The sequence below is a fragment of the Pseudomonas sp. NPDC089734 genome (assembly GCF_044748865.1).
In the GTDB taxonomy this organism is placed as follows: domain Bacteria; phylum Pseudomonadota; class Gammaproteobacteria; order Pseudomonadales; family Pseudomonadaceae; genus Aquipseudomonas.
On the sequence record NZ_JBIVGV010000011.1, the window covers coordinates 14019 to 27542 of the forward strand.

A 13524-nucleotide genomic window follows, 5' to 3' on the forward strand; every position below is an offset into this window, starting at 1 on the left:
GAATGGCTAAGGTATTCGCGATAGCGAACCAGAAAGGGGGAGTGGGTAAAACCACCACCTGTATCAACCTCGCAGCATCGCTGGTCGCGACCAAGCGACGCGTGCTGCTGATCGACCTCGATCCCCAGGGCAACGCGACCATGGGCAGCGGTGTGGATAAACACACCCTGGAAAACTCGGTATACGACTTGCTGATCGGTGAATGCGATCTGACCGATGCGATACAGTTTTCCGAACACGGCGGTTATCAACTGCTTCCGGCCAACCGTGACCTGACGGCGGCTGAAGTGGTGTTGCTGGAAATGCAGATGAAGGAGAGTCGTCTGCGCAATGCGCTGGCGCCGATCCGCGAAAACTACGATTACATCCTCATCGATTGCCCTCCGTCGCTGTCGATGCTGACCCTCAACGCTCTGGTGGCGTCCGATGGCGTGATCATCCCCATGCAGTGTGAATACTATGCACTGGAAGGGCTCAGCGACCTTGTGGATAACATCAAGCGCATCGCCGAACTGCTCAACCCTCAACTGAAAATCGAAGGGTTGCTGCGCACGATGTACGATCCGCGCCTGAGCCTGATCAACGATGTGTCGGCGCAGCTCAAGGAACACTTTGGCGATCAGCTCTACGACACGGTGATCCCCCGGAACATCAGGCTTGCGGAAGCACCGAGCTTCGGCATGCCGGTCCTGGCCTATGACAAGGCTTCCCGCGGCGCACTGGCTTACCTCGCACTGGCAGGTGAACTGGTCCGTCGTCAACGTCGCAGCTCGAAAGCCGCTCAGCCAACCTAAGGAAATCCCATGGCCGTCAAGAAACGAGGTCTCGGACGTGGGTTGGACGCACTTCTGAGCAGTCCAACCGTCAGTTCGCTGGAAGAACAGGCCGTCAAGGCCGATCAGCGCGAGTTGCAGCATGTGCCACTGGACCTGATCCAGCGCGGCAAGTATCAGCCTCGCCGCGATATGGACCCCCAGGCGCTGGAAGAACTGGCGCTCTCGATCAAGTCACAGGGCGTCATGCAGCCGATCGTGATTCGTCCGATCGCTGACAATCGCTATGAAATCATTGCGGGTGAGCGCCGCTGGCGTGCCAGCCAACAGGCAGGTGTGGAAACGATTCCTGCCATGGTGCGCGAAGTTTCGGATGAAAACGCCATTGCCATGGCGTTGATCGAGAACATCCAGCGCGAAGATCTCAACCCCATCGAAGAAGCCCTGGCCTTGCAGCGCCTGCAGCAGGAATTTCAACTGACTCAACAGCAAGTGGCTGATGCGGTTGGAAAATCGCGGGTCAGCGTGGCCAACCTGCTGCGATTGATCGCACTGCCTGATGTCATCAAGACCATGCTGTCGCATGGCGATCTGGAAATGGGTCATGCACGTGCCTTGCTCGGTTTGCCCGAAGAAAGGCAGGTCGAAGGTGCGCGACATGTTGTCGCACGTGGTCTCACGGTGCGCCAGACCGAAGCACTGGTCAGGCAGTGGCTCAGTGGCAAGCCGGCACCTGCCGAAGCACCGAAAGCCGACCCCGACATCAGTCGTCTGGAACAGCGTCTTGCCGAGCGGCTGGGCTCTGCGGTGCAGATTCGCCATGGGCAGAAGGGAAAAGGCCAGTTGGTCATCCGTTACAACTCGCTGGATGAGTTGCAAGGGGTGCTCGCTCACATCCGTTGAAACAATTGCTCTGTAGCGTGTAGTCGGAAATCACTACCTTACGGTTGAATAGGGACTTAACCGCCCCTATACTCTGCGCGCATTTTGTCGGCACAAATTATGCCAAGTTATTGATTATGGCGACCGACATTCAAGGAGCAGTAGCGATGGAATCACGCATGCCAGACCGCTTGCCGTTCCATCGGTTAGCGGTTTTTCCGGTATTGCTGGCTCAATTGATCGTTCTGCTGCTGGCGGCTTTTGCGCTCTGGCAGTGGAATGGAGTCGTAGCGGGATACTCAGGGCTTTGCGGGGGCCTGGTAGCCTGGCTGCCCAATTTGTACTTTGCTCACAAGGCTTTCCGGTTTTCCGGGGCTAGAGCAGCGCAAGCCATCGTCCGGTCTTTCTATGCCGGCGAGGCGGGCAAACTGATTTTGACGGCAGTGCTTTTTGCACTGACGTTTGCAGGTGTGAAGCCATTGGCGCCGCTAGCTGTATTCGGCGTGTTCATGTTGATCCAGGTGGTCAACTGGTTCGCTCCCCTGCTAACGAGAACAAGACTTTCGAGACCTTAGGGCGTTTGAGGCAAAAATGGCAGAGCAAACAGCTTCGGGCTATATCCAGCACCACTTGCAGAACCTGACTTTCGGTCAGCTACCCAACGGCAGCTGGGGCTTTGCCCACACCGCAGCAGAAGCAAAGGAAATGGGCTTTTGGGCTTTCCACGTCGATACCCTCGGCTGGTCGGTCGCATTGGGCCTTATCTTCGTTCTTCTTTTCCGCATGGCGGCCAAGAAGGCAACTTCCGGTCAACCCGGCGCTCTGCAGAACTTCGTTGAAGTTCTGGTCGAGTTCGTCGATGGCAGCGTGAAGGACAGCTTCCACGGCCGTAGCGCCGTGATCGCCCCTCTGGCCCTGACCATTTTCGTCTGGGTATTCCTGATGAACGCCATCGACCTGGTACCGGTCGACTGGATTCCTCAGCTGGCGATCCTGTTCTCGGGTGACGCACACATTCCTTTCCGTGCCGTTTCGACCACTGACCCGAATGCCACTCTGGGCATGGCGCTGTCGGTCTTCGCACTGATCATTTTCTACAGCATCAAGGTCAAGGGCATCGGTGGTTTCATCGGCGAACTGACCCTTCACCCGTTCGGCAGCAAGAACCTCTTCGTTCAGGCGCTGTTGATTCCGGTGAACTTCCTGCTTGAATTCGTGACTCTGGTCGCCAAGCCTATTTCGCTGGCACTGCGTCTGTTCGGCAACATGTACGCTGGCGAGCTGGTATTCATCCTGATCGCGGTCATGTTCGGCAGCGGCCTGCTCTGGCTCAGTGGCCTGGGTGTGGTGCTGCAATGGGCGTGGGCTGTATTCCACATCCTGATCATCACCCTGCAAGCGTTCATCTTCATGATGCTGACCATCGTCTACCTGTCGATGGCTCACGAAGATAACCATTAAGATCCGCCTCGGCGTGTCTGATGACCCTCTCGCCCTGGGTGAGAGGGAGCCGCAAGCGGCTGATGTAACAAACGATTTTGCTTTACCGCTTTAATCTAAAAAACCTAACCAATACGACGTAAAAGTCGGGAGGAAAGATGGAAACTGTAGTTGGTCTAACCGCTATCGCTGTTGCACTGTTGATCGGCCTGGGCGCACTGGGTACTGCAATCGGTTTCGGCCTGTTGGGCGGCAAATTCCTGGAAGGCGCTGCGCGTCAACCAGAAATGGTCCCAATGCTGCAAGTTAAAATGTTCATCGTTGCGGGTCTGCTCGACGCCGTTACCATGATCGGTGTTGGTATCGCTCTGTTCTTCACCTTTGCGAACCCCTTCGTTGGTCAACTCGTTGGCTAATCGCTCGATTTTTCGAGTTGATTGGTGTGATGGACAACGAACGAGCGAGGTGTTGGCGTGAATATTAATGCAACCCTGATTGGCCAGTCCGTTGCGTTCTTCATTTTTGTGCTGTTCTGCATGAAGTTCGTGTGGCCTCCGGTCATCGCGGCTTTGCACGAACGTCAGAAGAAGATCGCGGATGGACTGGACGCTGCTACACGAGCAGCTCGCGACCTGGAGCTGGCCCAAGACAAAGTGGGTCAACAACTGCGCGAAGCTAAGGCTCAGGCAGCTGAAATCATTGAGCAAGCCAAGAAACGCGGTACTCAGATCGTCGACGAAGCCCGTGAACAGGCTCGCGTTGAAGCTGACCGTGTGAAGGCTCAGGCTCAGGCCGAGATCGAGCAGGAACTGAACAGTGTCAAAGACGCTCTGCGCGCCCAACTGGGTAGCCTGGCAGTCAATGGCGCCGAGAAGATCCTGGGTGCCACAATCGATCAAAACGCGCACGCGGAGCTGGTTAACAAACTGGCTGCTGAAATTTAAGCGAGGGCGATCATGGCAGAACTGACCACGTTGGCCCGACCTTACGCTAAGGCGGCCTTCGAGCACGCGCAGGCCCACCAGCAACTGGCCAATTGGTCAGCCATGCTCGGCCTGGCTGCTGCAGTGTCGCAAGACGACACCGTGCAGCGCCTGCTCAAGGCCCCGCGACTGACGAGCGCACAAAAGGCCACCACTTTTATTGAAGTGTGTGGCGAGAAGTTCGATGCTCAGGCACAGAATTTCATCCATGTCGTTGCTGAAAACGACCGTCTCCCGCTTCTGCCGGAGATCGCCGAACTGTTCGACCTGTACAAGGCCGAGCAGGAAAAATCGGTCGATGTGGATGTCACCAGTGCTTTTGCATTGAACCAAGAACAGCAAGACAAACTCGCCAAGGTTCTCAGTGCACGGCTCGGCCGGGAAGTGCGCCTGCACGCTGCGGAGGATGCCACCCTGATCGGTGGTGTCGTGATCCGCGCCGGCGACCTGGTTATCGATGGCTCAGTTCGCGGCAAGATCGCGCAACTAGCCGAAGCATTGAAATCTTGAGTTTGAAGGGGCAGCAGAGCAATGCAGCAACTCAATCCTTCCGAAATAAGTGAAATCATCAAGGGTCGCATCGAGAAGCTCGATGTAACCTCTCAAGCCCGTAACGAAGGCACTGTCGTCAGCGTGTCTGACGGTATCGTTCGGATTCACGGTCTGGCCGACGTCATGTACGGCGAAATGATCGAGTTCCCGGGCGGCGTCTACGGTATGGCGCTGAACCTTGAGCAAGACTCCGTAGGTGCCGTTGTACTGGGTGCCTACATGACTCTGGCTGAAGGCATGAGCGCCAAGTGCACTGGCCGCATCCTGGAAGTTCCGGTTGGTAAGGAACTGCTGGGTCGCGTTGTCGACGCACTGGGCAACCCTGTTGACGGTAAAGGTCCGCTGAACAACACCGAGACCGACGCGGTCGAGAAAGTTGCTCCAGGCGTGATCTGGCGTAAGTCGGTCGACCAGCCTGTACAGACAGGTTACAAAGCCGTCGACGCAATGATTCCAGTCGGCCGTGGCCAGCGTGAGCTGATCATCGGTGACCGCCAGATCGGTAAAACCGCCATGGCGATCGACGCGATCATCAACCAGAAAAACAGCGGCATCTTCTGCGTATACGTTGCAGTCGGTCAGAAACAATCGACCATCGCCAACGTTGTTCGCAAACTCGAAGAAAACGGTGCACTGGCTAACACCATCATCGTTGCTGCAAGTGCTTCCGAATCCGCTGCGCTGCAATTCCTTGCTCCGTACTCGGGTTGCACCATGGGCGAATACTTCCGCGACCGCGGTGAAGACGCGCTGATCGTTTATGACGATCTGTCCAAGCAAGCAGTGGCTTACCGCCAGATTTCCCTGCTGCTGCGCCGTCCACCAGGACGTGAGGCCTACCCAGGTGACGTGTTCTATCTCCACTCCCGTCTGCTGGAGCGCGCATCGCGTGTTTCCGAAGAGTACGTAGAGAAGTTCACCAACGGCGCAGTGACCGGCAAAACCGGTTCCCTGACTGCACTGCCGATCATCGAAACCCAGGCTGGCGACGTTTCCGCGTTCGTTCCGACCAACGTGATTTCCATCACCGACGGTCAGATCTTCCTGGAATCGGCCATGTTCAACTCCGGCATCCGTCCGGCTGTGAACGCCGGTGTTTCGGTTTCCCGTGTAGGTGGTGCCGCTCAGACCAAGATCATCAAGAAGCTTTCCGGTGGTATCCGTACCGCTCTGGCTCAGTACCGTGAACTGGCTGCATTCGCACAGTTCGCTTCTGACCTGGACGAAGCGACCCGCAAGCAGCTTGAGCATGGTCAGCGCGTTACCGAGCTGATGAAGCAGAAGCAATACGCGCCGATGTCCATCGCCGATATGTCGCTGTCCCTGTATGCCGCTGAACGTGGCTTCCTGGTGGACATCGAGATTCCAAAAATCGGCAGCTTCGAGCAGGCTCTGATTGCTTACTTCAACCGCGATCACGCCGACTTGATGGCGAAGATCAACGTGAAGGGTGACTTCAATGACGAAATCGACGCTGGCCTCAAAGCCGGTATCGAGAAGTTCAAGGCCACCCAAACCTGGTAAGCCGCAGCGGGAGCCGAGAGGTTCCCGCTTGCTAACCTGATAGGTGTTACATGGCAGGCGCAAAAGAGATTCGCAGCAAGATTGCGAGCATCAAAAGCACGCAAAAGATCACCAGCGCCATGGAAAAAGTGGCGGTCAGCAAAATGCGCAAGGCTCAGACTCGCATGGCTGCTAGCCGTCCTTACGCGGAGCGCATCCGCCAGGTGATTGGTCATCTTGCCAACGCGAACCCGGAGTATCGCCACCCGTTCATGATCGAGCGCGAAGTAAAGCGTGTCGGTTATGTCGTCGTGAGCAGTGACCGTGGTTTGTGCGGTGGCTTGAATACCAACCTGTTCAAGGCTTTGGTCAAGGACATGGCGGTAAACCGTGAAAACGGCGTAGAGATCGATCTGTGCGTGGTCGGCAGCAAAGGTGCGGCATTTTTCCGCAACTTCGGCGGTAACGTCGTCGCTGCGATCAGCCACCTGGGCGAAGAGCCGTCGATCAATGATCTGATCGGCAGCGTCAAGGTGATGCTGGATGCCTACCTGGATGGTCGAATTGATCGCCTGTCCGTGGTATCCAACAAGTTCATCAACACCATGACCCAGCAGCCAACGGTGGAGCAATTGATTCCGCTGGTGGCAACCCCGGATCAGAAACTCAAGCACCACTGGGACTATCTCTACGAACCCGATGCCAAAGAGCTGCTTGACGGCTTGATGGTTCGCTACGTTGAGTCGCAGGTGTACCAGGCGGTGGTCGAGAACAACGCGGCTGAACAAGCTGCGCGGATGATCGCGATGAAGAACGCCACAGACAACGCCGGTGATTTGATCAGCGATTTGCAGCTGATCTACAACAAGGCGCGTCAGGCAGCGATCACCCAGGAGATCTCGGAAATCGTCGGCGGCGCTGCCGCGGTTTAACGGTTCAAATATTAGAGGAACCAGCTAATGAGTAGCGGACGTATCGTTCAAATCATCGGCGCCGTTATCGACGTGGAATTCCCACGCGACAGCGTACCGAGCATCTATAACGCGCTGAGTGTACAAGGCGCGGAAACCACTCTCGAAGTTCAGCAGCAGCTGGGCGACGGCGTGGTTCGTACCATTGCAATGGGTTCGACCGAAGGCTTGAAGCGCGGTCTGAACGTCAACGACAGCGGCGCAGCCATCTCCGTACCGGTCGGTAAAGCGACTCTGGGCCGGATCATGGACGTCCTGGGCAACCCGATCGACGAAGCCGGTCCTATCGGTGAAGAAGAGCGTTGGGGCATTCACCGTCCTGCGCCGTCCTTCGCTGAACAGGCAGGTGGTAACGATCTGCTGGAAACCGGCATCAAGGTTATCGACCTGGTTTGCCCGTTCGCCAAGGGTGGTAAAGTCGGTCTGTTCGGTGGTGCCGGTGTCGGCAAGACCGTAAACATGATGGAACTGATCCGTAACATCGCCATCGAGCACAGCGGTTATTCCGTGTTCGCCGGTGTGGGTGAGCGTACTCGTGAGGGTAACGACTTCTACCACGAGATGAAGGACTCCAACGTTCTGGACAAGGTAGCACTGGTCTACGGTCAGATGAACGAGCCACCAGGAAACCGTCTGCGTGTAGCGCTGACCGGCCTGACCATGGCTGAGAAGTTCCGTGACGAAGGTAACGACGTTCTGCTGTTCGTCGACAACATCTATCGTAACACCCTGGCCGGTACCGAAGTATCCGCACTGCTGGGCCGTATGCCTTCCGCAGTAGGTTACCAACCGACCCTGGCTGAAGAGATGGGCGCCCTGCAAGAGCGTATCACTTCGACCAAGAACGGTTCGATCACCTCGATCCAGGCCGTATACGTACCTGCGGACGACCTGACTGACCCGTCGCCAGCGACCACGTTCGCCCACCTGGACGCAACCGTCGTACTGTCCCGTGACATCGCTTCCCTGGGTATCTACCCAGCGGTAGACCCACTGGACTCGACTTCGCGCCAGCTGGATCCGAACATCATCGGCCAGGAACACTACGACACCGCTCGCGGCGTTCAGTACGTGTTGCAGCGTTACAAAGAGCTGAAGGACATCATCGCGATCCTGGGTATGGACGAGCTGTCGGAAGCCGACAAGCAGTTGGTAAACCGTGCTCGTAAGATCCAGCGCTTCCTGTCGCAGCCGTTCTTCGTGGCTGAAGTCTTCACTGGTGCATCGGGTAAATACGTTTCCCTGAAAGACACCATTGCTGGCTTCAAAGGCATCCTCAACGGTGACTACGACCACCTGCCAGAACAAGCGTTCTACATGGTCGGCGGCATCGAAGAAGCGATCGAGAAAGCCAAGAAACTGTAATCCCGGCGCCCGGCAACGGGCGCTAATTAGGTTGAGGCAAGCAAATGGCTATGACAGTCCATTGCGACATCGTCAGCGCGGAAGGAGAAATCTTCTCCGGTCTGGTCGAGATGGTGATTGCGCACGGCAACCTGGGTGATCTCGGTATCGCTCCAGGCCACGCGCCTCTGATCACTAATCTGGTCCCTGGCCCGATCCGCTTGATCAAGCAGGGTGGGGAAGCCGAGGTGTTCTACATCTCCGGTGGTTTCCTCGAGGTTCAGCCGAACATGGTCAAGGTGCTTGCCGATACTGTGCAACGTGCTGCCGACCTGGACGAAGCTTCTGCTCAGGCCGCCGTCAAGGCTGCCGAGAAGGCCCTGAACGAAAAAGGCGCAGATTTCGATTACGGATCTGCGACAGCTCGTCTGGCCGAGGCTGCAGCTCAGCTGCGCACCGTTCAGCAAATTCGCAAGAAGTTCGGCGGCTAACCCCGCTGGTTTCAATGCGCGATTGAGTAAAAGGGTAGCCTCGGCTACCCTTTTTCTTTTTCAGAATCAGTCCCTTCACGGCCGTGTAGGCCGCCCAGTTGGTGTCCCCATGTCTCTCGATATTGTCATTCTTGCCGCTGGCCAAGGTACCCGGATGCGTTCGGCCTTGCCCAAAGTCCTGCACCCTGTTGCGGGTAACTCCATGCTGGGTCATGTTATCCACAGCGCACGACAGTTATCCCCAAACCGCATTCATGTCGTGATCGGTCATGGGGCCGATGCCGTACGTGAGCGTCTGGCGGCGGATGACCTGAACTTCGTCATGCAGGACAAGCAACTCGGTACCGGGCATGCCGTGGCCCAGGCACTGCCTGAACTGAACGCCGATACCGTCCTGATTCTTTACGGCGATGTGCCGTTGATCGAAGTCCAGACCCTGCAGCGCCTGCTTGAGCAGGTCACGCCGGAACAATTGGGCCTGTTGACCGTGACACTGGATGACCCGACCGGCTACGGACGCATCGTGCGTGACGAACAGAACCGGGTCTGTGCGATTATTGAGCACAAGGATGCCAGCGAAGCCCAGAAAGCTATTACCGAAGGCAATACCGGCATCCTGGCTGTGCCCGGCAAACGGCTGGCCGATTGGCTCGGACGTCTGTCCAACAACAATGCTCAGGGCGAGTACTACCTGACGGACGTGATTGCCATGGCTGTCAGCGATGGTCTGGTGGTCGCCACCGAACAACCGCTCGACGCGATGGAAGTGCAGGGCGCCAATGACCGCAAGCAATTGGCTGAACTGGAACGTCATTATCAGTTGCGCGAAGCCCGTCGTGTAATGGCGGCTGGTGTGACGCTGCGTGATCCGGCACGTTTCGACGTACGCGGTGAAGTGACGGTTGGCCGTGATGTGCTGATCGACATTAACGTGATCCTGGAAGGTCGCGTGATCATTGAAGACGACGTGGTCATCGGCCCTAATTGCGTCATCAAGGACAGCACCTTGCGCAAAGGTGTGGTGGTCAAGGCCAACAGCCACATCGAAGGCGCGATTCTGGGTGAAGGCAGCGACGCAGGCCCGTTCGCTCGTCTGCGTCCAGGCAGCGTTCTGGGAGCCAAGGCCCATGTGGGTAACTTTGTCGAACTCAAGAATGCTCACCTCGGGGACGGCGCAAAAGCCGGACACCTGACGTACCTGGGCGATGCCGAAATCGGTGCAAGAACCAACATTGGCGCTGGCACCATCACCTGTAACTACGATGGGGCCAACAAGCACAAGACCGTGCTGGGTGAGGATGTGTTCATCGGTTCCAACAACTCGCTGGTCGCACCTGTGGATATCTCTTCAGGCGCCAGCACTGCGGCGGGTTCTACCATCACCCAGAACATTCCTGCCGAACAACTGGGCGTTGCCCGCGCACGGCAGCGCAACATCGAAGGCTGGAAGCGGCCCGTGAAGATCAAGAAGTAAGAATCTGTAGGAGCGAATTCATTCGCGAAGAACGATTTTTCGCGGATAAATCCGCTCCTACGGGTTGACCGTCTATTGAGAATAGGGTTTTATTGCTTTCGTTATCTTTTGAAACGAAACTTTAAGCCGAAATGTCGAAACGTAATACACCTCAACGTCGCCACAGCATCCTTGCCTTGCTCAATGAGCAGGGCGAAGTGAGTGTCGATGATCTGGCCAGACGCTTTGAAACTTCGGAGGTTACGATTCGTAAGGATCTGGGCGCTCTCGAAAGCAATGGCCTGCTCCTGCGTCGTTACGGCGGTGCAATCCCCTTGCCCCATGAGTTGATTGCCGAAGGCAGCCAGCCCGTTTCCCGATACAAACAGGCCATTGCCCGTGCGGCCGCCGCCCGTATCCGCGAACATGCGCGCATCATTGTGGACAGTGGCAGTACCACGGCTGCACTGATTCCAGAACTGGGCGTACAACCGGGCCTTGTCGTCATGACCAACTCCCTGCATGTCGCACGTGCCCTGACCGAACTGGAACATGAGCCAGTGCTGTTGATGACCGGTGGCACTTGGGACCCGCACTCCGAATCTTTCCAGGGGCAGGTAGCCGAGCAAGTGCTGCGTTCCTACGACTTCGATCAACTGTTCATCGGTGCCGATGGCATCGATTTGATCCGTGGTACCACGACTTTCAATGAGTTGCTGGGCCTGAGCCGTGTCATGGCTGAAGTTGCCCGGGAAGTCATCGTCATGGTCGAAGCCGATAAGGTCGGCCGCAAGATTCCCAATCTGGAACTGCCCTGGAGCAGTATCCATACCCTTATCACCGATGAGCGCCTGTCCATCGAGGCGCGTGAACAGATAAAAGCCCGCGGCATTACCCTGATTTGTGCCGCTGTCAGCTAGGAGAGAACCATGTGTGGAATTGTCGGCGCCGTTGCTGAACGTAATATCACCGCCATTTTGCTGGAAGGCCTCAAACGCCTTGAATACCGTGGCTACGACAGCGCAGGCGTAGCGGTTTTCAGCAATGAAGGCACTCTCGAGCGTCGTCGCCGCTCGGGCAAGGTCAGTGAGCTGGAGCAGGCGCTTGCCGGCGAGCCACTGGTTGGCCGTCTGGGGATCGCCCACACGCGCTGGGCAACCCACGGTGCGCCCTGTGAGCGTAATGCCCACCCGCATTTCTCGGCCGACGAACTGGCAGTTGTCCACAACGGCATCATTGAAAACCACGAAGCCCTGCGCGAACGCCTCAAAGGCCTGGGCTATGCGTTTGTGTCCGATACCGATACCGAAGTCATCGTTCACCTGCTGCACCACAAGCTCAAGGACATGCCTGACCTAGCCGATGCCCTGAAGGCCGCAGTCAAGGAACTGCACGGTGCCTATGGTCTGGCCGTCATCAGCGCCAAACAGCCGGACCGCCTGCTGGCCGCTCGCAGTGGCAGCCCGCTGGTGATTGGTCTGGGCCTTGGCGAGAACTTCCTGGCGTCGGACCAGTTGGCCCTGCGTCAGGTCACCGACCGCTTCATGTACCTGGAGGAGGGCGATATCGCCGAGATTCGTCGCGACACCGTCCAGATCTGGACGGTGGACGGTCTGCCGGTCGTTCGTGAAACCGTGCAATACCACGAAGGTGCTGAAGCCGCCGACAAGGGCGAGTATCGCCACTTCATGCTCAAGGAAATCCACGAGCAGCCCAAGGTTGTGCAACGCACTCTGGAAGGTCGCCTGGGGCAGCAGCAGGTTCTGGTTCATGCCTTTGGCCCACAAGCGGCTGAACTGTTCGCCAAAGTGCGTAACGTACAGATCGTGGCCTGCGGCACCAGCTATCACGCCGGCATGGTGGCGCGTTACTGGCTTGAAGGTCTGGCCGGCATTCCTTGCCAGGTCGAAGTGGCCAGCGAGTTCCGCTATCGCAAGGTAGTCGTCCAGCCTGACACCCTGTTCGTCTCGATCTCCCAGTCCGGCGAAACCGCCGATACCCTGGCCGCGCTGCGCAACGCCAAGGAACTGGGCTTCCTGGCCAGCCTGGCGATCTGCAACGTGGGCATCAGCTCGTTGGTGCGTGAGTCGGACCTGACCCTGTTGACCCAGGCCGGTCCTGAAATCGGCGTAGCCTCCACCAAGGCCTTCACCACCCAACTGGTGGCCCTGCTGCTGCTGACCCTGTCCCTCGGACAGGTCAAAGGTACGCTGGAAAACGGCGTTGAAGCCGAACTGGTCGAAGAACTGCGTCGCCTGCCGACCCGTCTGGGCGAAGCACTGGCCATGGACAGCACCGTCGAGAAAGTCGCCGAGCTATTCGCCGAGAAGCACCACACCCTGTTCCTGGGCCGTGGCGCTCAATTCCCGGTGGCGATGGAAGGAGCCCTCAAGCTCAAGGAAATCTCCTACATCCACGCCGAAGCCTACCCGGCTGGCGAACTCAAACACGGCCCGCTGGCGCTTGTGGATAACGACATGCCAGTCGTCACCGTTGCTCCAAACAACGAACTGCTGGAAAAACTCAAATCCAACCTCCAGGAAGTCCGCGCCCGTGGCGGTGAACTGGTGGTATTCGCCGACGAACAGGCTGAGATGAAAAACGGCGAAGGCACCCACGTGATCGCCATACCCCACATCATCGACACCCTGGCCCCGATCCTCTACACCATCCCGCTGCAACTGCTCTCGTACTATGTGGCCGTGTTGAAGGGTACGGATGTTGACCAGCCGCGGAATCTGGCGAAGTCTGTGACGGTGGAGTGAGTTATCCACAGGTGTTGATGTGGTGTGGTTTTAGAGAATTAAAGCTGTCGCAGGAGCCGGTGAGGGTCACCCACTTCGGCTCCTGCTACGCCTCTTGGCTTCCAATTTTCTTACGACCTGCCTGTCTCGTCGAGTCGTCTATTCATTCAGTTTAAGACGATTCAAGTAGCACAGCAGCACGAATGCTACGGCGATAGATCCGGTTTACCCTGAGTCTATGCGCCGCATGCAGGAGTAGCCTACTCTGCCGCCGATGCTGATGCGATTTCGGCCCAGACTGCTGATTTATTCTGCCACCTGCGGCATCTGTAGAGAGGGTATTCTTGTACTCTTGTTTGGGTTAATGAACACCGACAGCCTGGGGCAA

The 13524-nt window shown here is 57.2% G+C and carries 14 protein-coding genes; all 14 read left to right on the plus strand.

Features of this window, described 5'->3' with window-relative positions; translation table 11 throughout:
• Positions 1 to 2 precede the first annotated feature (2 nt).
• Entirely contained in the window at positions 3 to 794 is a 792-nt protein-coding gene (locus ACIPY9_RS15065; protein WP_400702581.1) for a ParA family protein, read from the plus strand.
• Positions 795 to 803: 9 nt separating this feature from the next.
• Positions 804 to 1676, plus strand: a complete 873-nt coding sequence (locus ACIPY9_RS15070) for a ParB/RepB/Spo0J family partition protein (protein ID WP_400702584.1) — start codon at positions 804 to 806, stop codon at positions 1674 to 1676.
• Positions 1677 to 1822: 146 nt separating this feature from the next.
• The gene (locus ACIPY9_RS15075; protein WP_400702587.1) at positions 1823 to 2230 is read left to right on the plus strand and encodes a F0F1 ATP synthase subunit I; all 408 of its coding nucleotides are present in this window, start codon (positions 1823 to 1825) and stop codon (positions 2228 to 2230) included.
• A gap of 16 nt (positions 2231 to 2246) precedes the next feature.
• A complete protein-coding gene (atpB, locus tag ACIPY9_RS15080) occupies positions 2247 to 3116 on the plus strand; it encodes a F0F1 ATP synthase subunit A (RefSeq protein WP_400702590.1) in 870 nt (289 codons plus the stop codon).
• Between the two features lie 137 nt (positions 3117 to 3253).
• Positions 3254 to 3511 (plus strand): F0F1 ATP synthase subunit C, encoded by a 258-nt coding sequence (atpE, locus tag ACIPY9_RS15085; protein ID WP_400702593.1) that lies wholly within the window; start codon positions 3254 to 3256, stop codon positions 3509 to 3511.
• Between the two features lie 57 nt (positions 3512 to 3568).
• The gene (locus ACIPY9_RS15090; RefSeq protein ID WP_025262618.1) at positions 3569 to 4039 is read left to right on the plus strand and encodes a F0F1 ATP synthase subunit B; all 471 of its coding nucleotides are present in this window, start codon (positions 3569 to 3571) and stop codon (positions 4037 to 4039) included.
• A gap of 12 nt (positions 4040 to 4051) precedes the next feature.
• Positions 4052 to 4588, plus strand: coding sequence for a F0F1 ATP synthase subunit delta (locus ACIPY9_RS15095; RefSeq protein WP_400702596.1), 537 nt, complete (start codon positions 4052 to 4054; stop codon positions 4586 to 4588).
• 21 nt (positions 4589 to 4609) lie between these two features.
• Positions 4610 to 6154 (plus strand): F0F1 ATP synthase subunit alpha, encoded by a 1545-nt coding sequence (gene atpA, locus ACIPY9_RS15100; protein ID WP_400702599.1) that lies wholly within the window; start codon positions 4610 to 4612, stop codon positions 6152 to 6154.
• Positions 6155 to 6204: 50 nt separating this feature from the next.
• The gene (gene atpG / locus ACIPY9_RS15105; protein ID WP_400702602.1) at positions 6205 to 7065 is read left to right on the plus strand and encodes a F0F1 ATP synthase subunit gamma; all 861 of its coding nucleotides are present in this window, start codon (positions 6205 to 6207) and stop codon (positions 7063 to 7065) included.
• A gap of 27 nt (positions 7066 to 7092) precedes the next feature.
• Positions 7093 to 8469 (plus strand): F0F1 ATP synthase subunit beta, encoded by a 1377-nt coding sequence (gene atpD, locus ACIPY9_RS15110; protein ID WP_400702605.1) that lies wholly within the window; start codon positions 7093 to 7095, stop codon positions 8467 to 8469.
• A 44-nt stretch (positions 8470 to 8513) separates the two neighbouring features.
• The gene (locus ACIPY9_RS15115; RefSeq protein WP_025262613.1) at positions 8514 to 8939 is read left to right on the plus strand and encodes a F0F1 ATP synthase subunit epsilon; all 426 of its coding nucleotides are present in this window, start codon (positions 8514 to 8516) and stop codon (positions 8937 to 8939) included.
• A gap of 109 nt (positions 8940 to 9048) precedes the next feature.
• Positions 9049 to 10413, plus strand: coding sequence for a bifunctional UDP-N-acetylglucosamine diphosphorylase/glucosamine-1-phosphate N-acetyltransferase GlmU (gene glmU / locus ACIPY9_RS15120; RefSeq protein WP_400702608.1), 1365 nt, complete (start codon positions 9049 to 9051; stop codon positions 10411 to 10413).
• A gap of 131 nt (positions 10414 to 10544) precedes the next feature.
• The gene (locus ACIPY9_RS15125; RefSeq protein ID WP_400702611.1) at positions 10545 to 11312 is read left to right on the plus strand and encodes a DeoR family transcriptional regulator; all 768 of its coding nucleotides are present in this window, start codon (positions 10545 to 10547) and stop codon (positions 11310 to 11312) included.
• A 9-nt stretch (positions 11313 to 11321) separates the two neighbouring features.
• Positions 11322 to 13157: a glutamine--fructose-6-phosphate transaminase (isomerizing) gene (gene glmS / locus ACIPY9_RS15130; RefSeq protein ID WP_400702614.1), complete on the plus strand. Its 1836-nt coding sequence runs from the start codon at positions 11322 to 11324 to the stop codon at positions 13155 to 13157.
• The last annotated feature ends 367 nt before the right edge of the window (positions 13158 to 13524 follow it).